This window comes from Flagellimonas lutimaris, from assembly GCF_051494225.1.
GTDB lineage: Bacteria > Bacteroidota > Bacteroidia > Flavobacteriales > Flavobacteriaceae > Flagellimonas > Flagellimonas lutimaris_A.
Genome location: NZ_JBNPYE010000001.1, coordinates 955,786 through 976,661 on the forward strand (window position 1 = coordinate 955,786; position 20,876 = coordinate 976,661).

19 protein-coding genes are annotated in these 20,876 nt (G+C 35.4%); 15 read left to right on the forward strand and 4 right to left on the reverse strand.

Translation table 11 applies throughout. The features are described from left to right. The first annotated feature begins 286 nt into the window (after nucleotides 1-286). From ACQQ5U_RS04275 to ACQQ5U_RS04300, 6 genes are all read left to right on the forward strand, one after another. Nucleotides 287-2,152 carry an Ig-like domain-containing protein gene (locus tag ACQQ5U_RS04275; protein WP_437395701.1) on the forward strand — a complete coding sequence of 622 codons (1,866 nt, stop codon included), beginning with the start codon at nucleotides 287-289 and terminating at the stop codon, nucleotides 2,150-2,152. Nucleotides 2,153-2,353: 201 nt separating this feature from the next. Then, entirely contained in the window at nucleotides 2,354-2,911 is a 558-nt protein-coding gene (locus ACQQ5U_RS04280; protein WP_437395702.1) for an acyltransferase, read from the forward strand. 48 nt (nucleotides 2,912-2,959) lie between these two features. Then, nucleotides 2,960-3,559, forward strand: a complete 600-nt coding sequence (locus ACQQ5U_RS04285) for a serine O-acetyltransferase (protein ID WP_437395703.1) — start codon at nucleotides 2,960-2,962, stop codon at nucleotides 3,557-3,559. A 132-nt stretch (nucleotides 3,560-3,691) separates the two neighbouring features. Continuing rightward, nucleotides 3,692-4,768 (forward strand): glycosyltransferase, encoded by a 1,077-nt coding sequence (locus ACQQ5U_RS04290; protein ID WP_437395704.1) that lies wholly within the window; start codon nucleotides 3,692-3,694, stop codon nucleotides 4,766-4,768. Between the two features lie 3 nt (nucleotides 4,769-4,771). Continuing rightward, entirely contained in the window at nucleotides 4,772-5,854 is a 1,083-nt protein-coding gene (locus tag ACQQ5U_RS04295) for a glycosyltransferase (RefSeq protein ID WP_437395705.1), read from the forward strand. A 67-nt stretch (nucleotides 5,855-5,921) separates the two neighbouring features. Then, nucleotides 5,922-7,058 (forward strand): glycosyltransferase family 4 protein, encoded by a 1,137-nt coding sequence (locus ACQQ5U_RS04300; RefSeq protein ID WP_437395706.1) that lies wholly within the window; start codon nucleotides 5,922-5,924, stop codon nucleotides 7,056-7,058. A 69-nt stretch (nucleotides 7,059-7,127) separates the two neighbouring features. On the opposite strand, the gene ACQQ5U_RS04305 is transcribed toward ACQQ5U_RS04300, so the two are convergent. Then, nucleotides 7,128-7,766 carry a sugar transferase gene (locus ACQQ5U_RS04305; RefSeq protein ID WP_437395895.1) on the reverse strand — a complete coding sequence of 213 codons (639 nt, stop codon included), beginning with the start codon at nucleotides 7,764-7,766 and terminating at the stop codon, nucleotides 7,128-7,130. A gap of 474 nt (nucleotides 7,767-8,240) precedes the next feature. On the opposite strand from ACQQ5U_RS04305, the gene ACQQ5U_RS04310 reads away from it, so the two are divergent. Both ACQQ5U_RS04310 and ACQQ5U_RS04315 read left to right on the forward strand, forming a co-directional pair. Then, nucleotides 8,241-8,723, forward strand: coding sequence for a hypothetical protein (locus ACQQ5U_RS04310; RefSeq protein ID WP_437395707.1), 483 nt, complete (start codon nucleotides 8,241-8,243; stop codon nucleotides 8,721-8,723). 169 nt (nucleotides 8,724-8,892) lie between these two features. Next, complete coding sequence (locus ACQQ5U_RS04315; RefSeq protein ID WP_437395708.1) at nucleotides 8,893-9,501, forward strand: sugar transferase; 609 nt, start codon at nucleotides 8,893-8,895, stop codon at nucleotides 9,499-9,501. 12 nt (nucleotides 9,502-9,513) lie between these two features. Here the strand turns inward: ACQQ5U_RS04315 and ACQQ5U_RS04320 are convergent, their stop codons facing one another. From ACQQ5U_RS04320 to rfbF, 3 genes are read right to left on the reverse strand one after another with little or no spacing between them, the layout of a single operon-like run. Next, on the reverse strand, nucleotides 9,514-10,428 hold the full coding sequence (locus tag ACQQ5U_RS04320; RefSeq protein WP_437395709.1) for an NAD-dependent epimerase/dehydratase family protein: 915 nt from the start codon (nucleotides 10,426-10,428) through the stop codon (nucleotides 9,514-9,516). Next, nucleotides 10,416-11,507: a CDP-glucose 4,6-dehydratase gene (gene rfbG / locus ACQQ5U_RS04325; protein ID WP_437395710.1), complete on the reverse strand. Its 1,092-nt coding sequence runs from the start codon at nucleotides 11,505-11,507 to the stop codon at nucleotides 10,416-10,418. The genes ACQQ5U_RS04320 and rfbG overlap by 13 nt, the downstream gene beginning before the upstream one ends. Continuing rightward, complete coding sequence (gene rfbF, locus ACQQ5U_RS04330) at nucleotides 11,498-12,274, reverse strand: glucose-1-phosphate cytidylyltransferase (RefSeq protein WP_437395711.1); 777 nt, start codon at nucleotides 12,272-12,274, stop codon at nucleotides 11,498-11,500. Before rfbF ends, rfbG begins: the two co-directional genes overlap by 10 nt. A 659-nt stretch (nucleotides 12,275-12,933) precedes the next feature. On the opposite strand from rfbF, the gene ACQQ5U_RS04335 reads away from it, so the two are divergent. From ACQQ5U_RS04335 to ACQQ5U_RS04365, 7 genes are all read left to right on the forward strand, one after another. Next, nucleotides 12,934-13,680, forward strand: coding sequence for an SDR family NAD(P)-dependent oxidoreductase (locus ACQQ5U_RS04335; RefSeq protein WP_437395713.1), 747 nt, complete (start codon nucleotides 12,934-12,936; stop codon nucleotides 13,678-13,680). Between the two features lie 5 nt (nucleotides 13,681-13,685). Beyond that, complete coding sequence (locus ACQQ5U_RS04340; protein WP_437395714.1) at nucleotides 13,686-14,507, forward strand: SMP-30/gluconolactonase/LRE family protein; 822 nt, start codon at nucleotides 13,686-13,688, stop codon at nucleotides 14,505-14,507. Between the two features lie 2 nt (nucleotides 14,508-14,509). Next, entirely contained in the window at nucleotides 14,510-15,772 is a 1,263-nt protein-coding gene (locus ACQQ5U_RS04345; RefSeq protein WP_437395715.1) for a glycosyltransferase family 2 protein, read from the forward strand. Between the two features lie 9 nt (nucleotides 15,773-15,781). After that, complete coding sequence (locus tag ACQQ5U_RS04350; RefSeq protein WP_437395716.1) at nucleotides 15,782-17,068, forward strand: carbamoyl-phosphate-synthetase; 1,287 nt, start codon at nucleotides 15,782-15,784, stop codon at nucleotides 17,066-17,068. A 49-nt stretch (nucleotides 17,069-17,117) separates the two neighbouring features. After that, nucleotides 17,118-17,891, forward strand: coding sequence for an SDR family oxidoreductase (locus tag ACQQ5U_RS04355; protein WP_437395717.1), 774 nt, complete (start codon nucleotides 17,118-17,120; stop codon nucleotides 17,889-17,891). A 630-nt stretch (nucleotides 17,892-18,521) separates the two neighbouring features. Continuing rightward, a complete protein-coding gene (locus ACQQ5U_RS04360; protein WP_437395718.1) occupies nucleotides 18,522-19,559 on the forward strand; it encodes a peptidoglycan bridge formation glycyltransferase FemA/FemB family protein in 1,038 nt (345 codons plus the stop codon). Then, nucleotides 19,556-20,794 (forward strand): GNAT family N-acetyltransferase, encoded by a 1,239-nt coding sequence (locus ACQQ5U_RS04365; RefSeq protein WP_437395719.1) that lies wholly within the window; start codon nucleotides 19,556-19,558, stop codon nucleotides 20,792-20,794. Before ACQQ5U_RS04360 ends, ACQQ5U_RS04365 begins: the two co-directional genes overlap by 4 nt. Nucleotides 20,795-20,876 lie beyond the last annotated feature (82 nt).

The window sequence follows — 20,876 nt, forward strand, 5'->3', positions numbered from 1 at the left end:
TCCTATTCTTTATCCATCTGAATTCAAACAATCATCTCTAAAAAATTGAAAAATTTATGGAATGTTAAAAAAATAGGCAGTTCATCGAATAAAAAGTCTACCAACATCCACAATTCAATCCTCACCGTAAGTATCCCCATTAAAAAAGATGTATTTCATCGAAAAAAAATAGTGTTTTACCGATTTTATGAAGAAGAGTAGTATTTTAGTTTTCCAAATCAATTTAATTATTAACCTCTTGACCACTTGTTTAATGGCGCCCCACAAAACCATTCTACACAAGCTTATGTTCTTATTATTTTCAATTCTTATCCTATCATGTAGCAAGGACAGCGATTTGTTTTCCGATACTATAGAAGAGCAAATAGTTAATAAAGAAAATAACACTGGAATAAGTTCAAATGGATTTCAACCTGTAGATGATGAGTATACCATCAATGCAACAAACACTGCCTTTCTTTTAGAAGTATTGAATAACGACAGTATTCCCGAAAACGTAGTGGTCGATATTGTAGGGACCACTGTACCGCAAGATGGCGAATTAACGGTCAACGAAGATAATGTGCTATCCTACACACCAACTATAGATGACAACAAAGGAAGCGGAGATGTAGTTACCGATTCGTTTACCTATACGGTTGAAATTACCAATGGAGACCTAACACAAAAAAAACAAGCCTCTGTTACTGTTAAAACACAATATTCTGATTCGGACAAGGACATGGGTGCGTTAAAAGCATTTCCTACTGCATCCGGGCCTGGTTCCATTGCTACTGGTGGCAGAGGTAAAGTTCTGGCAATAGTTAACACTCTAGATCCCTATGCCGCCTTGACATACTACTCTGGCAATGGTGGTAATGATGAGTATTACACAGGAGGTTTCATTTCTGCCCTTAAAGAGGAAAATGTAGGTTATATCGTATTTGATGTATCGGGAGATTTACATATGGGTATTGCTCAAGGATGGTATGCTGGTTTTCAAGGAGTTAACAACAAAACCGTTTTTGGGCAATCAGCACCAGAAGGTGGAATTACGCTAACCGAAAGAAGTATAAGATTCGACGGAAGGTTTGGAGATAATCAAAATTTGATCTTCAGATATTTAAGAAGTAGGCCGATTTACGATCAAAATGGTGTTGTTTCTACGGATGATGATGCGTTTACATGGGGCTTTATGTTTTATGGTGGTCAAGATATTATTGTGGACCACTGCTCAGTTTCCTTTGCTCAAGATAAGGGAATAGGTGCTTACATAGATGAAAGTCATGTGACAAATGGAAGTGGTTTAAAAAACTTGACTTTTCAACATAATTTCATCCAAGATTCAAATACTGGAGGATATGTGGAAATCAATCCCAATAGAAGTGGAGATCCAGAAGAATATGTCGATGCGGTAAGTTGGCACAATAACATTTTTTCTTCAGTTAACAGAACACCAAACCTTGCATTCAATGGAAGGGCTGAAAAAATTAATAACATAATTCATAATACTCCGTCGAAAAACACCTCGGTTTATCATTCACTAGTTTTAAATGTAGAAGGCAATTACTATCAAAAGCAAAGCACCACTCCCGATAAAGTTAGGGTTGATGTAGATGATGCTACCTCTGGAAATCCATCCATATATACCGACTCAAACGTCTTTAACGGCACGGTTGGAGGAATTAATGTAAATTTAAATGGTAATAGTGGTGAGAATAATTCTATAATGTGGTCAACTCTTGACGCCACAATAACAGCTCCTTCATCCTACTTTACACAGACCAGACATAGTCTTGGATTTCCAAACCCGGTGACCGTGCTATCTCCATTCGAAGCATTTGACAAATTAGTTTCAAATGGAGATATTGGTGCTTACAAATACTTAGATGACAATGGTTACGTTCAAACCTACCGCGATTCCTTTGATTCTAGCCAGTTGGAAATTGTAAAAAATAACTCTGACTATGAACCAAAAAATGCATCTAACTGGGTACTTCCTGTTATTCCGCACAATACAAGGCCCAACTCCTATGACACGGACAACGATGGTATGGCCGATGCATGGGAAATTCGTACATTTGGTGATTTAAGTCAAAGTTACAGGGGTGATTTTGATGGCGATGGATACACCAATATAGAAGAATTTATGGCCCAAGTAGATTTCAATTAATTTTTATCCATAAAACTTGTCAATTTCAATAGGTCAATTGAATTAAACTTATTTTTTAGAGCATGCAATTTGTTACATGTTCTTTTCGTTTAAATTACTAAATGTGTTTAGCTTTTTAGTTAAAAATTAACACTGACGAAATCTATAAATCTCACATAGAGAGATATAAGTTTTGGTTTTTATCAAAAAAAAGTAATTAAAATGAACCTCAAAAGTTTAACCGGCACCTTAAAAAACTATTACCACAGATTCACCAAATCCAATATTGAATACGCCAGACATCTTGGAGTGGAAGTTGGTGAAAATTGTAGAATTATATCTTCACCTAAATTTGGTTCGGAACCTTGGTTGATAAAAATTGGCAATAAGGTTACCATAACTTCAGGTGTACGTATTATAACGCATGATGGCGCAACTTGGCTCGTAGAAGATGAAAAAGGCAGAAGGGAGTTTTTTGCAAGAGTTGAAATTGGTAATAATGTTTTTGTTGGCCTGAATTCAATTATAATGCCTGGAGTAAAAATTGAAAACAATTGTATTGTTGCTGCAGGAAGTGTTGTCACCAAGTCGGTTCCCTCTGGCTACATAGTTGGGGGAAATCCTGCAAGGATTATTGCCAAAACTGACGATTACAAAGACAAAGTTTTAAAAACTTACATTTCCAAATCCGAAATGGATTATTCAAAACCTTTTAAAGAACGTATTTTAAATGTTGTTTCTGAAGAGTTCAAACCTTTTCTTAAAAAAAAGGATATCTAATAAATTACCCTACAAAATAACCCGCTTATAATCAACCTTTCTATTACTGTGATAGACTCAAAAAAGAAATACAAAGCATATCTACAAGCAGACAAATCTGCACTAAACATTCATGGCTCAGGATTTTTGCTGTTCATTCGCGAACTTATAGCCCCAAATTATATTTGGAAGTTTCAGAGAAGGCTAAGAAAACTGGAATATTATAAAAATTGTAAAAAAGGTTTAATCAATAAACTCTACTATTATTGGTTAAAGAGCAAACATCGAAAACTGGCCTTAAAACTCTCATTTTCTATCCCGGAAAACGTTTTTGGTCCTGGGCTCTCGATTGCCCATTATGGTACCATCGTAGTAAATTCAAAAGCACGGGTGGGTAAAAATTGCCGCATACACGTATGTGTCAATATTGGAGCATCTGGTGGAACTGAAAAAGCACCAGTTATGGGCGATAATGTTTATATTGGGCCCGGTGCCAAAATTTATGGAGACATAACCCTTGGAAACAACATTGCCATAGCTACCAATTCAAGTGTTAACAAGTCTATTCTAGAAGACAATATCCTTATAGCCGGTTCCCCTGCAAAAAAAATAAAAACCATCGATGTCAGCGGTATTATTCCCAATATGAAAAGTGGAAATTATCAATAATAAACATAGTTCCTCCAGAACAAATATTTCATTCTTTACTCCGTTTAATTGTTAGGTTATTCAAAAAACAACTTAAAATCCAAACTTGGTTAGATGTGAACTGGCTAAATTTGAATCATATTATTTTTTCATATGCATAAAAAATATAAGGTCTTTTTTGTGATTCCCTCACTCCGGGCTGGTGGAGCAGAAAGGGTAATGTCCTTTGTTGCTCAAAACCTTGATCAAGAATTATTTGAGACAACCTTGGTAGTTATTGGAAGTAAAAATGATTACGCCTACTCTATTGACAATATCAATCTCGTTTTTTTGGAAAAGAGTAGAGTTTTACACTCTTTTCCACCCATATTTTCACTCTTGCGAAAACAAAAACCTGATATTGTTATCAGTGCCATTGGTCATGTTAATGCAATCATGGCATTTGAATCCATTTTTTTTAAAAAAGTCATTTTTATTGGTAGGGAAGTCAATGTCATCAGTGTTCTTTCAAAGATCCAATCTTCCAAAAAATGGTTTTCATTCATAGACTTTACCAAATATTCCTATAAACTATTGGACATTATACTTTGTCAATCCAAAGATATGGCCAATGATATGCAGATGAACTTTGATGTACCATCCCAAAAAATAAGGATAATAAATAACCCGATATCCAAATCATTTGCGCCAAAAGAACATTTACCCAACAACACTGTTCCAAAATTTATAACCGTTGGAAGTTTGGTTGAAAGAAAGGGCCACCTTAGAATTTTAAAAGCACTTTTAAAGTACAATGGGCCTTTTGAATATACCATGTTGGGAGATGGAAATAAGGCCGAGGAGATTTTAAATTTCGCTAAAGAAAATAAAATTGAGGAGTATGTAAAACATATCCCATTCACTAAAAATGTTTCGGATTACCTTAAAGAGGCCGATGTATTCTTGCAAGGCTCTTATGTTGAGGGGTTTCCGAATGCATTGCTTGAAAGCTGTGCTACAGGTACGCCGGCAATTGTATACAAAGCTTTGGGTGGAATTGATGAGATTATTGAGGATGGTCTAAATGGGTATATAGTTGAGAACGAAATTGAGTTCATTGAAAAGCTAAATTTGATTTTGAAACAAAAATTGGAACCTACAGTTGTCAGTTCATCCGTATTGGAAAAATTCAATAGTCCCAAAATTTTGAAGAAATATGAAAACCTGTTTTTGGAACTATTACAAAAATAAAATATGAAAGTTTTACAACTAATCAATTCGTTGGGCGCCGGGGGGGCAGAAAAACTACTGGTTGATGCTGCCATAACCTATTCAAAATTGGGTGTGGATGTAGATATCTTGCTCCTTAAAAATGTAGATTCCCCATTTATTTCTAAGTTAAATGATTATCCCAATATCAATGTCTTTTGGTTGAGCACCACTACCAGCGTGTACAATCCACTCCACATTGTAAAACTCCGGAAACACTTTTCTAAATACGACATTGTGCATGTCCACTTATTCCCTTGTCTATACTGGGCCAGCGTAGCCTCCATGATAGGTAAAAAGCCTAAAATGATCTATACTGAGCACAATACGACCAATCGAAGAAGATCCTCCAAACTTTTTAAGTTTTTGGACAAAATCATATACAAAAGGTACGATGAGATTGTGAGTATATCCGATTCTGTGGATGAAAATCTCAAAAAACACTTGGGAAGCTCTTTCAACAATATTACCAAAATATACAATGGCATAGACCTTCAAGAAATTACCGAAGCTAAACCCTACCAAAAGGAGGAGTTGGAACTACTGGATAACAATGTTGCACTAATGCAGGTTTCCAGCTTTACCGCACAAAAAAACCAGAATTTCTTAATAAGGTCATTAAAAGAACTGCCCGACAACTATGTTTTATTATTGGTCGGTGAAGGGGCTTTAAGAAAGGAGTCTGAGGAACTGGCCAAGACCGTTGGAGTAGAAAACAGGGTTCATTTTATGGGGGTAAGAAAAGATGTTCCAAGGTTATTGAAAAGTGTTGATATCGTAATCCTCTCCTCGCATTTTGAGGGGCTTTCCTTATCTAGTGTAGAGGGTTTGGCATCAGGACAACCTTTTATGGCTTCTGATGTTCCCGGCTTAACCGAAGTGGTAAAAGGTGCGGGAGTCTTATTTGAAGATGACAATGAAGATAGTCTCATCCCTGCAATTAAAAAATTAGCAGAAGATGCGAAATACCGTAATGATGTAGCTTCAAAATGTCAGGAAAGAGCAAAGACATATGATATTTTAACTATGTGTAGACAATATCAGGTGTTATATCAAAAAAATAATTGAATTACAGTTAAAACTATAACCTTTCAGGTGTCAACCAATTAGAAATACTTGGAATTAAAAACAATAGATGAATAAGAATGTATTGATCATAGCCTCTATGGCAAATTCATTGCCCCATTTTAGAGGTGATTTCATAGCCGAACTTATTAAGCAGGGATATACTGTATTTGCTGCGGCCCCTGAAATGACCTCAAAAAATATCGATGAATTAACTCAATTAGGGGCCACTCCAATTACTTTGGATTTGGATAGAACAGGACTTAATCCAGTAAAGGATTTTAAATCGGTTCTGCAAATCAAAAATCTTATTACAAAACATCATATAGATTTGGTTTTTCCCTATACCATTAAACCAGTTGTATATGGGTCCATTGCAGCTAACATGTGCAATAAACCGACTATTTCGTTAATTACAGGACTGGGATTTACTTTTAGTGGAGCATCAACAAAGGCGAATATGCTTCAACAAATAACCAAAAGATTATATCGATACGCATTAAGAAAAAATAAGTTGGTCATTTTTCAAAATGAGGATGATAGACAGCTATTTTTTGAAAAGCGTATTCTTTCAAAGAAACAAAAAACTGACATTGTAAATGGGTCAGGAGTAAATTTGGACCGATATCCATTCCGTGAGATCAATGTAAACTCACAAGAGGTGAAGTTCGTTATAGTCGCACGATTAATCAAGGAAAAGGGCATTCAATTGTTCATGGATACCGCGAAAGCATTAAAGAAGCAATTTCCCTTGTCAGAATTCCATATTATTGGCGGAGTGGGCAATTCTCCTTCAAGTGTTAAAATCGAAGCTTTAAACACCCTGCATGACTCTGGTGTTATTGTTTTTCATGGACGTAAAGACAATGTTCCTGAATTTTTAAAAGATATGCATGTATTTGTATTGCCTACCTTTTATAGGGAGGGTATACCAAGATCGATTTTAGAGGCTCTTTCCATTGGAATGCCTATTATTACGACTGATACTCCTGGTTGTAAAGAAACTATTGTTGAGAATGAAAATGGCTTTTTAATAGCCCCAAATAGTCTGGATCCATTAATCCAAGCATGCAAGTTTTTTATTGAAAACCCAAGTAAAATAAATCAAATGGGTAAACGAAGTAGACTATTGGCTGAGGAAAAATTTGATGTGAATATAATTAACAAGCATTTGGTAGATAACATAGAAACAGTCTTGGACCATTAAAAAAGGGGGCTCCTTCCCCCCTATCTCAAATTACCTTTCTAAAATCAATCGTAATTAATAAAAGGCTTGCTATTGCGTAGCCTTTTCAGCTTCCCATTGTTTTTGTCGGTAAATATTGAACCAGTCCAGAAATTCGTCCTGATCCACCGCAACTTCCGATTTTGAAAATATTTTCTGTATGGTCCAGTACAGGATTTTTGCATCAAACGTAAAACTCAAGTTTTCCACATATTGGACATCTAGGGCAAAGCGGTCTTCCCATACTAGACTATTGCGCCCTTTTACTTGGGCAAGCCCGGTAATACCTGGTCTTACAGAGTGCCTTTTACGTTCGGTTTCGTTGTAATATGGAAGATAAAGGACCACAAGGGGCCTGGGACCTATCAAACTCATGTCTCCTTTAATGACATTGAGCAATTGTGGAATTTCATCCAAGGAATAACGTCGAACTAACATCCCTAGCTTTGTGATGCGCTCCCTATTGGATAGTAAATTCCCATTTGCATCCTTTTTATTGTTCATGGACTTGAACTTAATGATCTTAAAGATTTTTTCATCCTTTCCGGGACGTTCTTGAAAGAAAAAAGGAGTGCCTTTAAAATCAATCCAAAGAATTATCGTCACTAAAATAAAAATGGGTGACAATAACAAAAAACCAATTACTGAAGCTGTAAAATCGAAGAGGCGTTTAAAGTAATTCTTGTACAGATTTTTGGGCATGGGATAATAGATTTAGCAATAAATTGTGGTGTTTGACAAAACAAAAAAATAGAAATAATTTAGGTGCTGCCAGTTTACACGATAAGTTACCCATTTTATAAGATATACAACACCTGATTGGGCAATCACCCACTTTTTCAAATAAATAAAGACTGGTTGATAAAAAAATAAATCATTGTTTTACTATAAGTTACGATATCTAATTTCAGTGAGATCCTAATCACATATCATTTTTCAAATAATCTGCACCCATGAATCGTTTCTGCTTTAAAAATCTCGTGATCTTGTGAAAGAAAAGAGGAAATTGTCGTGCATCCGATAAAGGAGCTGTACATCGAATATGAAATTATAGTACTGAAGATTTTAAAATAATATCTCTAATTTTAAGCTCTTTAGTTTCTTCATGTCACATAGAATCTATTACCCATTTAAATAAAACATTAACCGAAATATCAATTTAAAATGAAAGAAGAGTATTTGAAACATGTACAATCTGTTGATGATTTAATCAAGTCTTTTTATGCTTGTTTAGGTGGTGAACCCGGTGAACCAAGAGATTGGGATTTCTTTAGGTTTCTATTTCACCCCCAGGCCAATAAAATCGGTTATGAAAAAGATATAAATGGTAGTTTAAGGCCTCAATTTATATCTCCTAATGAATATGTTGAGAGAACGGGGCATTGGTTGCAAACAACTCGTAAAACAGCATTCTATGAAAGAGAAATGGGTAGGATTGAAGAAACTTATGGAAATATTTCCCACGTTTTAAGTACTTGCGAGGCTTTTCACAGCAAAGAAGATATGGCTAACAATAAGCCTTATAAGCAAGATGTAAAAAGTATCCAATTGGCTTTTTACAAGGATAGATGGTGGATTATCAATATGATGTGGCATGGTATTTCGCCAGAATTTTCTCTGCCAGAAAGGTATTTGAGATATCAGTAATATCAATGTGGTAGTCCAATTCTAGATTACTTCTTTTCATCATCATACCATTCGCCTTAATGTATATTACATTTTATGAGGGTTCTCCTAAAATCAGTTTTTAAGATTTTTAAAACCAAAACTTTGAAAGTTTTAATAAGAGAGACATAACTAAAATGATTGCTTGATAATGTATATAAAGTTGTTTAAAAGAATTCTGGACTTTTCAATATCACTTGTCGCGTTGATTTTATTTTCTCCGTTGATTATTACATTGATCGTTCTATTGTTGTTTGCTAACAAAGGTGAACCTTTTTACTTTCAGAAAAGGCCAGGGAAGAATTCAGAAATATTCACTATCATAAAGTTCAAGACGATGAAAGATCCCAAAAACAATGAAAGTGAATTAATGAATCAAGAACAGCGCATTACCAAAGTTGGTGCTATTATTAGAAAAACATCTTTGGATGAACTATTGCAATTGGTCAATGTTTTGAAAGGCGATATGTCGCTCATCGGTCCCCGCCCCCTATTAATTGAATATCTTCCATTGTATAACAAAGAGCAAGCAAGAAGACATTTGGTCAAACCAGGTATCACTGGATGGGCGCAGGTGAATGGTCGCACTGCCTTATCATGGAATGAAAGATTTGCCCATGATGTTTGGTATGTTGATCATTTAAGTTTCAAAAATGATATAAAAATCTTGTGGAAAACAGTTCAAAAAGTATTTAATAGGGAGGCCATGTCCTCCATTGAAAGTGCTTCGTTTGCACTTTGGGAAGGAAATAAGGAATAATTCGATTATTTTTTATTCCTCAAAATATTTCCAAATGGAGATTTTTTGACGCCACCCCAGTTCTTTTTGAATTTTGGAATTGTCACCTACCATATTCCAGACTTCATTGTTCCGATAGGGTAAGGCTCCAAATTGTATTTTCGATGTGCTCTTCATCTTTGTTTTGGCCTTTTCGGCCAACTCACGGATGGAAATGCCCTCACCTGAACAAACATTATAAACTTGATTGGTACTTGTAGTGAGTCCAGCCAACAATAAAGCCTCTATAACATCGCTCAAATAAAGATAATCCCGAACTTGCTCACCCAAAGTCATGGGGAAATCTTCATTGCGGTTTAGCTTTTCTTTTAATTGCGAAGGAAAAAAGTTAGTGGGCATATTCGACCCTAAAAAATTGAACATACGAAGTATCGTATATTTTTTTTCCTTTATTTCTGAAAAAGTTTTTAAAGCCATTTCTCCACAATACTTGGACAATGAGTAGGGTGATGCAGGAACAAAATCACCTATTTCTTTAAATGGAGGGGTTATATCCTTACCCCCATAAACTTCACTGGTACTCGTATAAATGAAATTTTTATAAGGAATATCCTCTAATACGTTCAATAGATTAGTTGTCCCCGTAAAATTTACGTCCATTAACTGTTGAACAATGGAAAAATCTCTAGATCGGTTCAAATTTGCGGCCAGATGATATACCAATGTCGGTTTGATTTCTTTGACTATATCGGAAAGGGTTGAAGAATCCAAGAGATTTACTTGATGAAAAGTAATTTTCGGATTTTTTTCTTCAGTATGTTCCAAATCGATGGAATGCACATCATCACAGCCATATTTGATTAATTGGGATATCAAATTGCTTCCCAAATATCCAACTCCACCAGTTACTAGTATCCTATCTCCTTTAAAGTTTCTCAAAGGGTCCACGCCTGCTTTTTATTTATTGCATCCTGAATGTACTGGGTAATATCCTCTTCGGTATTGACCGCACCTCTTTCATAAAAGTCTTTATACCACACAATGGTTTTCCGAATGGTTTCGGACCTATCCCATACCGGTGTCCACTTTAGTAGTTTATTGGATTTGGAACAATCCAACATCAAAAGGTTAGCCTCGTGGTGATCTTTTTTATTTGTACTTACTACATATTTAATTTTTGACCAAAACGACTTGGCCTCCTCCGTAATTTCTTGAACCGATAGATTACTCGAAAGATCGGGACCAAAATTCCAACCATCGGCAAATTCTTTCTCTCCACTGAGTAACTTCCATCCTAACATGAGATAACCGGAAAGGGGATCCAATACATGTTGCCATGGTCTTGTTGCCAAAGGATTTCGTATTTCGGTCTCTCCTTCGATAGCGGCCGCTTTAATAAGATCGGGTATCAATCTATCTTGAGACCAATCTCCCCCACCTATAACATTACCGGCTCTGCCACTTGCCAATAAAGTTTGCGAAGTACTTCCATTAAAAAAAGACTTTCGATAAGACTGTGTCAACAATTCAGCACATCCTTTGGATGAACTATATGGATCATGACCGCCCATGGGGTCATTTTCTCTATACCCCCAAATCCATTCCTTATTTTCATAGCACTTGTCGCTGGTTACGTTGACAATGGCTTTTACCGATTCTGTTTGTCTAGACACCTCAAACACATTCAATGTACCAATTACATTGGTCTGATACGTTTCTATTGGGTTATCGTAGGAATATTTGACAAGGGACTGGGCCGCCAGATGAAAAACAATCTCAGGTTGGAACTCCTCAAAGACCGATTTCAGCGTATCATAATCTAAAATATTACCCTCTATCGACTTGTAGTTCGTTTGTAAAAGTGTTTTATGGTTTGTCGGGGTGTTCGGGGGTAAGGCATATCCTACCACTTCCGCACCCATTTGAGCAAGCCATGCCACTAACCAAGATCCTTTAAAACCGCTATCACCGGTTACCAGGCACCTTCTCCCCTTATAGACTCCGCCGAACAATCTAGTTATTTCCATATTTTCCAATCAGCTTTGCCTTGCTCCCACATTTCATTAAGTACTTTATTGTCCCGTAGAGTATCCATTGGTTTCCAGAATCCATAATGCTTATAGGAAAATAATTCGCCGTCTTTGGCCATATTTTCTAGTGGATCCCTCTCAAATATGGTTGAATCACCATCATTTAAATATTCAAATACCTTTGGCTCACATACGAAAAAACCTCCATTGATCCACGATCCATCACCTTTTGGCTTTTCTTGGAAAGAGGCAATCTGCTCATCACCAATAAATTTTAGGGAACCAAACCTACCTTCCGGCTGTACGGCTGTCATGGTAATTGCTTTCCCGTGTTTCTCATGGCTATGAACCAATTGGGCTATATCCACATTGCCCACTCCATCCCCATAAGTTAGCATAAACCTTTCGTCACCTATAAGATTTTCTATTCTTTTTAGTCTGCCTCCGGTCATAGTATGCAATCCAGTATCCACGAGGGTAACCTTCCATGGTTCTGCTTCATTATTGATAATCTCAGTACTATTGTTCTGAATATCAATCTTAACGTCACATTGATGTAGAAAATAATTTGAAAAATATTCTTTGATGACGTACCCTTTATATCCTAATAAAATAATGAAATCATTATATCCATAAGTCGAATAAATCTTCATAATATGCCATAGAATCGGTTTATTTCCTATGGGCACCATTGGTTTGGGTATATTTTGGGTTTCTTCGCTGAGTCTTGTGCCAAAACCTCCTGCCAATAAAACAACTTTCATAATATATTGAGTTTATACCAAAGATAAACGCATTAATTAACAAAATATGCGAATCAAGAATTGAAAATTTTTGTGAAGTTGTTTTCAATTCGAAAAAAATTATTAATTCGATATTATATAAAAAATTGATATTCAGAGCCTCAAGTTATTTTTCAGTGCCCGCATAAAAGAACAAAGTTGAGATTTGGAAGTGAAAATTTATTGATTTGTTTACAAAAAAGAAAAGACCTCATATTGGTAAAAATCAGCATCTCAACGACGACGATGAGATTAAAGTAAATCAAACCCATGGAATAATGGTTTACCCGATTCTAAATAAATAGTATAGAAGATATCTTAAATCTCTTTTGCAAGACAAACCATTGTATCAATACAAATTCCGGTTTAAGTAATAATTGCTTTTTATTGAGTTTTTAATAAATACTTTCACTTAATCCTAAAAACTTAGCTTTGAACTAAATTTTAATAATTCCATTACTTTTCTCTTTAATTTGGCATTTTAAAATACAATAACTTTAGCGAAAGTTGAAAAAAATAAAGTTAACCGGATGGCGTTACCACTTAATTGTTAAACGACATGTTTGATGTGCCAACAATACATAGAAATGTCAACTCGCAAAACGTTAACTGAAATACGAATCTAAAAAATGTAATTTACGATGTACACCGTTATGATTCTTGGTGGAGCTAAAGGAGTTGGGCTGGAAATTTTAAAATCATGCCATGAAAAAGGTTATCAAGTTGCGTTTTGTGGTCGGAATAGGGAGCAGGGTCAAAAAATAATAGATGAATTAAATGGGAGTAAAAATCTTTATTACCACACTCTGGATTTAACCAACATCAATGGGCTTGAGAGTTACTATAAAGAAACCATAAAAAGGTTCACCAAAATTGATGCACTTATTTTGTACGCCGGCATATCCCCTATTGCCACAATATTGGACACCACTGAAGAACATTTCGATGATGTATTCAATGTTAATCTTAAAGCCCCCTATTTTTTACTGAAACATGTATTAAAGCACATGAAAGAAAACCACTCTGGATCTATTGTTTTCTTTGGTTCTCCCCATATGGATTATGGACACGAAGATAGAGCTGCATATGCTCTTACAAAGTCAAGTCTCTATACCCTTTCGAACCATATCGCCCACCATTACGCTAAATTCAAAATACGGTCCAATTATGTGGTCATGGGATGGACAAATACAGAAGGAGAACTTAATTTAAGGGCCAAAGAAGGAACGGATGAAGCAAAATTAATGAACATGGCTTCTAAAATTGTTCCCATGGGCCGCATGTTAGATCCTACCGAACCGGTTGCAGCTGTCATGCATCTCATTTCCGAAGATTCTGCCATGACAACGGGATCAATAATTAGAATCACAGGAGGACACTTTATTTAATGAACATGGATCATACATTGATATTCTATAACGACTCCAAACTCCTTGAGGGACCAGTATATGATACCACAAACAACTTCCTTTATTTTGTCTCTATTCTGGATGGAATGGTCTATTGCTTAGACATTGCTACCAAAGAAATAATAAGTGTTAAATTGGACTCACCCGTAGGGTGTGTCTTTATACGCGACAAAAAAAAAGTGTTAGCTGCCTCTAAAAATGGGTTTTACGAGATTGATTTCAGAACCCGTACAAGCCATTTTGCTTTTCAATTGAAGATTTCAGATTTAGTTCGCTACAATGATGGAACCAAAGATCCCAAAGGTAGGTATATCGTAGGCACAATGGGGTATCCTGAGATACAGGACCATGTGGGCAAGGTATTTTCGTACTTTAAAGGAAATTATAAAGTTATCATTGAAAATACTACTATCTCTAATGGATTGGTCTTTTCTAAAGATGGTACAACCCTATACTTTATCGATACCCCAACTAAAAAAGTGGCCAAATATAATTATGACACGGCAGATGGAAATGCCACTTTTGATTCTTATATCATACAATTCAATGGAAATGGTAGTCCCGATGGTATGTGCATGGATCAAGATGGCATGTTGTGGATTGCGGAATGGGGCGGTGGCCAAGTTTCAAAATGGAATCCAAATAATGGAGAAATGATCAGCCGAATAAAACTACCCTGTCCAAATGTGAGTTCTTGTTGTTTGGATGATTTGGGCAACCTTTTTGTGACTACTGCAAAATCGGATAGCCCAGATGATATTTTTGGCGGAGGTCTTTTTTACGTTAATTTGAACAAGAAAATATAAAAATGAAAGAAGTTGAAATCAGTGTAATAGTCCCTATTCACAATATTGAACCTTATTTGCCTCAGTGTATCGATAGCTTGTTGGCGCAATCCTTTACCGATTTTGAGTTAATATTAGTTGACAATGGTAGTCCGGACAATTGCCCCGAAATATGTGATAGGTATGCTTCCATCGATAATAGGATCGTAGTAATACATAAAGAAAACCACGGTTTACTGAGTGCTAGAAAAGCTGGTTTAGAAAAGGCAAAAGGTAAATATGTTGCCTATGTAGATGGGGATGATTGGGTGGACATTTTTTATTTGGATACGCTTTATAAAATGGCGGTAGCCAACAATTCAGATTTGGTCGTAACTGGGCATTTTAGAGAATTTGATGGTAAAATAGAAACCATAAAGCCGGTAATTACTGGAAATTATAACGCATCCGAAATTGAATCTTCAATTTTACCCAATGCCATTTGCAATGAGCGGTTTTGTGAGCACAATATATCCACTTACGTTTGGAATAAACTTTTCAAAAGAGAATTATTGATTCAATATGTATTGGATATTCCAAATGACATCATAATGGGTGAAGATGCCGCCATCACCTATACCTATCTAACTTTATGTAAACACATTACCATTTGTGACATCCCTGTATACTATTATCGTCAAAGACCGGATTCAATTGTGAAATCCATCGAAGACCCAGAGATGGAATACAAACGATTAAGCCTTCTGCTGGTATTTTTAAGGAAAAAACTCAGCCCTTATTTGAGTGAAGAAAGTTTAAGACGCCAACTGACTTCTTATCTCTACTCCCTTATTTTGGTTCGCTCGGGAGGTTTAATTTCAAATAAAGTAGTCAATAATACTATTTTTAACCCCTTTTTAAATACTTCAAAAAATTCAAGAATTGTTGTTTATAGCTCTGGTTCTTTTGGGCAGCACATATTGAGTACAAACGCCAAGCTTAAATATTTTCAAATTGTCCGTTGGATAGACGTCGATTATCACGATATGACCATCGATGGAAATTCGGTACAACCAATAGGCGCAATTGACAATAATGAGTTTGATTATTTGATTATTGCTACAACTAACCCTAGCAATTACGAACAAATAAAATCAAACTTGGAACTTGTTGGGATAGATACCCATAAGATCGTACAAATAGGTCATGATGAAAACGAAATAATCAACCTATTAAAAAGCTTGGGCTTTAACAGTGATTTTTCACGAAATTTAAAATATTCTTCAAAGAGAACCGAAATTATGTAAATGCATATTATGGCCAAAAAACTTATTATATTGGGCGGTAACCCAGAAACAGGTGTTCTGGTGGACATCGCCGTATCCATGGGAATCCACACTATTGTTGTTGACCCAAACCCTAATGCCCCAGCAAAGAAAAATGCTACAGAATCTTTTGATATAGATGGCTTTGATGTTGATGCTATTGTCAATCTTGCCAAAAAAGAAAAAGTAGATGGCGTCTTGGTCGGAGTCGCCGATATATTGGTGAAACCCTACAGGGAAATTTGTAATAAATTAGGATTTCCTTGCTATGCGACCGAAAAAGCCGTAGAAGCTTTTTGCAGTAAAGATGGTTATAAAAAATATTGTGCGGAACACGGCGTCCAAGATATCCCGGGGATTTATTTAACCAAAAACGACAGTATAAGAAAACCAAAAGGTCTTGAGCTTCCCTTAATGGTAAAACCTGTTGATAGCGGAGGGGGTGTCGGCATGAAAATATGTCGGGATGAGGAGGATTACAATAGTACTGTGGAAAAAGCATTGAAATTCTCTAAAAAAGGAGTAGTTCTCGTCGAAAAATATATGGACGATAATTGTGATGATATGTCTGCCTACTATACCTTTAAAGATGGCATACCATATCTTTCAGCAACATTTGATAGGACTTTGACCAGAATACAAGGTGACTCTAGCCCTATAGCTCTAGGCACCGTATATCCTTCGAAATACACCAAATCCTTCATTGATAAGGTTCATCCCAAATTATCAGAATTGTTTAAAAGTACCAATGTGCAAACAGGGGTTATAAATGTACAGTTCTTTGTAGAGAACAATGAGTTTTACAGTTATGACCCAGGGTTTAGGTTACAGGGGGAAGCTCCTCACATTCACCTTGAACACATAAATGGATTTGACCACAGGAAAATGCTGATAAACTATGCATTAACAGGAGTGTTCGGAGAAGATGATTTTGCCGAAAAAAATGATTACATGATGAGAGGCAAGTCCGCTTGTTCTGTTTGGATACTACTAAAAGCAGGGAAAATTGATTCTATAGAAGGGTTGGATGAGGTAAAATCCCATGAGAATGTAAATTTTGTTGTTGAACGATTTAAGATCGGTGACACGGTCAAAGATGAGTGGATTGGTACAGAAAGACAGGTCCTATACAGAATTTATACCGATGCAGATTCTATTTACGACATAAATCAAACCATTGAAGATATTAAAAACACCTTAAAAATTACCGATTCCAATGGTGATGATATGGTCATTGAATGGCTAAAGCCGTGGAACACTAAAGATTATATTTTTTAGACGACCCGTTTTAATTTAAATAGACCTATTTATTCATATAAATTAAAAAATGGAACAAAATATTTTAGAAAAGTTTAGTTTAAAGGGCAAAAAGGCCATTGTTACCGGAGGAGCTGGTGACTTAGGAAAAGCCATGGTCGAAGCAATATCCCAAGCAGGGGCTCAAACCGTTGTAATCGATCTTGATGATAGGTTATTTGGTATTTGCGAAGATTTTAAAAATAGTGGTTTAAATGTAAGTCCAATCAAAGCCGATGTAAGTAAGGTATCGGAAATCAAAAGATCCTATGAAGATGCTTTGGATATTCTGGGTGGCAAAGTAGATATTTTGATAAACTCGGCAGGAATCCAGAGGAGATATCCCAGCGAAGAATTTCCAGATGAAGAGTGGAGAAAGGTTATTTCAATAAATTTGGACGCCACCTTTTATTATTGCAAACACGCAGGAAATACCATGCTACAAAACGGAGGTGGAAAAATAATAAATATTGCCTCGATCATAAGCTTTTTGGGAGGCATTACTATACCAGCTTATGCTGCATCCAAGGGAGGTGTCGCACAATTGACAAAAGCCCTGTCCAATGATTGGGCCGCCAAAGGCATTTGTGTCAATGCCATTGCACCTGGTTATATGGACACACAATTGAACACGGCCTTGATCAATGACAAGAAAAGAACAGAGGAAGTATTCAATAGGGTTCCAATGAAAAGATGGGGCACTGGAGAAGATCTAAAAGGCCTGGCTGTCTTTTTATCTTCATCGGCAAGTGATTACATTACAGGAAGCGTAATTCCGGTAGACGGTGGGTATATAGCCAGATAGGACAAATGAAGACTCTGTATTGTAAAGTTACAAATCAATTTAACCAGTTACAGTTAAGTGTTTTTCCTGTCTCTATAAATTCCGTTTTTAATTGGCCGTGACAGGCATCAATGCATTTACTTTCCAACTCGAATTGAAATTGTCACTTTACAATGAATTTTTCACAATCTGATCTCAAATACATGCAAACATTAATAACATATAAGGCCTATTGACAAAAGATAGCTCTTTGTCTATTAAACCGGTAACAAAACCATTTTATTTGTTCAATTTGTAACAACCGATAATTTTGTTCTGATTTTAATTGAATTTTTACCCATAGATTTTAAAAATTAATAAAGCAATTAAAAAAATAAACACTTGTCCAATAAAACCCTTAATCAGTAAAATTGGTGCTGCCAAGACCAGCTTTATTTACAAAATGGCATCTGTTACATGTATTCAGCCTCAAAGTTTTACTTTTTCTAAGGCAAAGGTCGAACCGTTTAGTCTGTTCTAGTTAAAATAAAATGGAATAAATTGATATTCTTTTTTGATGGACAGAAAATAATATGTGATAATATTTGTTATATAATATGTAAATCTGACAGCATTTAGTTTTGTTTTTATTTAAACTATTCTCTTGAGTAAATGATTGAAGTTATTGAAGAAAAAAAACATTGGGATGAATTTATCTCAAGTTTTAAAGAGTCAGATCTATACCACACTTTCGATTATCATATGATCGCGAAAGAGGATGGCAAGCCTGTGCTTTTGAAATATTCGAACGGTGAAATAAGTATAGGTTTACCACTTTTGATACGAAATATTCCAGGTACGCCCTTTAATGATGCTACTTCGGTTTATGGTTATCCAGGACCATTATATAAAAATATTCCCGACGACTTTGACAGCAATCATTTTAAAAGTGATTTACTTGAGTACTTTTCTTCAAATAACATAGTTTCTGTCTTTTCAAGACTTAATCCTTTTCTCCCATTACAAAATCACATTCTGCAAAATATAGGTGAAATTGATAAAAAAGGCCCAATCGTAGCCATTGACCTAAGAAAGCCCATAGACCAACAACGCCAAGAATTTGGAAAAAGACTTAAAGGTCAACTTAACAAAGCAAGAAGACACTGTACTATAAAGAAAGCCATAAATGATGAAGAACTTCAAGAGTTTATCAAAATCTATCATGAAAACATGGACAGAGTCAATGCAACGTCAATGTATTATTTTGAAGACGATTACTTTAAAGTTCTAGCTAAAAGTAAAAGTTTTCATACCGAAACACTTTTGGCCATTCATAATGAATCTGGTGAAATAATGGGCGCCAGCATGTTCATCTATAAAAATTCCGTTGTTCATTATCATTTATCAGGGACAAAAACAGAATACCTTCCGTTAATGCCCACAAAACTTTTGATCGACGAAATGAGGATAAAAGCTTCCCAACTGGGACTTACCTATTTCAATTTAGGCGGTGGGCTTTCTGGTACAGATGATTCTCTACTTAGATTCAAATCATCATTCTCCAAAAACATGGTGGATTTTTATGTTTGGAAATTAATAGTAAACCCAGAGGTTTATAATAAAATGACCAAAGAATCATTTACCATAAACAACTCTGATTTTTTCCCCCTCTATAGATGTAGTAACCGACTAGTATTCACTTCAAAATGAGCAGGGACAATCCATTTACCGCGACTACTTTTGTTGACTATTGGTCCAAGCATTTTTTGAAAGAAAAAAAAAACCATAGTTTTTCTTTCGCCAAAAATTTATCTTTTTATAAGTCCAAATTGCCAGGGCTCTTTGTCAATGCCGGGAAAAATTTAACCAAGGGCATTCATTTTGAAATGGGTGAATCATCTGGAGAAGAGGAAAAGGGAAAAACCTTTCTAATTTATGATGTAATAGATTCAGAGGGCCAAAAAAGGGTTTTTACCAACAATAGGTTGGGGCATTATGTTGTTCGCCAATATCCTGGTTATTTAATTGACCTGGAATCATATAATACCTTGGATGATTTTCTGTCGAACACCTTTAAAAAGAGTAGTAGATATAAGCTTCGTAAATACAAAAAACGATTTGAGGAGTGTTTCGACATTTCATTTAAAGCTTATAATGGAGAAATGTCCAAAGAAGAATATGACACTGTATTTTTGTACTTCAGGAAACTTCTAAAAAAACGCTTTGAGGAAAAACAAATTAGCAACAATAACCTCAATACAGAAGAATGGGACTTTTATAAAGATGTTGCTTACCCATTAATCTTGGAAAAAAAAGCATCCTTGTTTGTGTTATACAAAAATGAGGAGCCTATAAGCATTACTTTGACCTATTTATCGGAAAACAGGATTTTTGATGCCATAACTGTTTTTGATATAGACTATGCAAAGTTCCACCTTGGGAGTATAAAAATCATGTACCTAGTTGATTGGTGTTTAAAAAATGGGTGGAAAATACTTGACTTTTCGAAAGGACATTTTGATTATAAGACACGTTGGTCGAACAAGAAATTTGATTTTCATTATCATATATGGTTCGATAAAAAATCATTAAGAGCTCAAGTCTATTCTCTTTGTCTGAAATATTATTTCACTTTAAAGCAGTACTTGAGAGAAAAGGGAGTTAATGAAAAATTACATAAGTTAACCTTTGCAATAAAAAACAAAGAATCAGAAAACATTCAATATAGTTTTGAAAAAACACTTCAGAACTATAATGAAAAGGAGCTTGAAGAACTCGATATAACATTGCCCGAGAATTCATTGTTCAAAAAAATTTGTTATGATTTTTTATATCTGTTCCCCGAGAATGAAAAAAATATAAACGTATACCGATTGGCAGATAGGGATTCACTTTATTTAATAAAAGGCACGGACAATGAAAGCATAATAAGGATAAACTTTTGACGGATAGTTTTTTATTCCAATGTCTGCTATTCTATATTTATCACAAATTGGTAAAATATAGTTCTTTCATCACCCAAGTTAT

Bases quoted from the DNA above. Each gene is read 5' to 3' on its own strand.
- ACQQ5U_RS04275 (WP_437395701.1), top strand. From the start codon at position 287: ATGTTCTTATTATTTTCAATTCTTATCCTATCATGTAGCAAGGACAGC.
- ACQQ5U_RS04280 (WP_437395702.1), top strand. From the start codon at position 2,354: ATGAACCTCAAAAGTTTAACCGGCACCTTAAAAAACTATTACCACAGA.
- ACQQ5U_RS04290 (WP_437395704.1), top strand. From the start codon at position 3,692: ATGCATAAAAAATATAAGGTCTTTTTTGTGATTCCCTCACTCCGGGCT.
- ACQQ5U_RS04295 (WP_437395705.1), top strand. From the start codon at position 4,772: ATGAAAGTTTTACAACTAATCAATTCGTTGGGCGCCGGGGGGGCAGAA.
- ACQQ5U_RS04300 (WP_437395706.1), top strand. From the start codon at position 5,922: ATGAATAAGAATGTATTGATCATAGCCTCTATGGCAAATTCATTGCCC.
- ACQQ5U_RS04310 (WP_437395707.1), top strand. From the start codon at position 8,241: ATGAAAGAAGAGTATTTGAAACATGTACAATCTGTTGATGATTTAATC.
- ACQQ5U_RS04315 (WP_437395708.1), top strand. From the start codon at position 8,893: ATGTATATAAAGTTGTTTAAAAGAATTCTGGACTTTTCAATATCACTT.
- rfbG (WP_437395710.1), bottom strand. From the start codon at position 11,507: ATGGAAATAACTAGATTGTTCGGCGGAGTCTATAAGGGGAGAAGGTGC.
- rfbF (WP_437395711.1), bottom strand. From the start codon at position 12,274: ATGAAAGTTGTTTTATTGGCAGGAGGTTTTGGCACAAGACTCAGCGAA.
- ACQQ5U_RS04335 (WP_437395713.1), top strand. From the start codon at position 12,934: ATGTACACCGTTATGATTCTTGGTGGAGCTAAAGGAGTTGGGCTGGAA.
- ACQQ5U_RS04340 (WP_437395714.1), top strand. From the start codon at position 13,686: ATGGATCATACATTGATATTCTATAACGACTCCAAACTCCTTGAGGGA.
- ACQQ5U_RS04345 (WP_437395715.1), top strand. From the start codon at position 14,510: ATGAAAGAAGTTGAAATCAGTGTAATAGTCCCTATTCACAATATTGAA.
- ACQQ5U_RS04350 (WP_437395716.1), top strand. From the start codon at position 15,782: ATGGCCAAAAAACTTATTATATTGGGCGGTAACCCAGAAACAGGTGTT.
- ACQQ5U_RS04355 (WP_437395717.1), top strand. From the start codon at position 17,118: ATGGAACAAAATATTTTAGAAAAGTTTAGTTTAAAGGGCAAAAAGGCC.
- ACQQ5U_RS04360 (WP_437395718.1), top strand. From the start codon at position 18,522: ATGATTGAAGTTATTGAAGAAAAAAAACATTGGGATGAATTTATCTCA.
- ACQQ5U_RS04365 (WP_437395719.1), top strand. From the start codon at position 19,556: ATGAGCAGGGACAATCCATTTACCGCGACTACTTTTGTTGACTATTGG.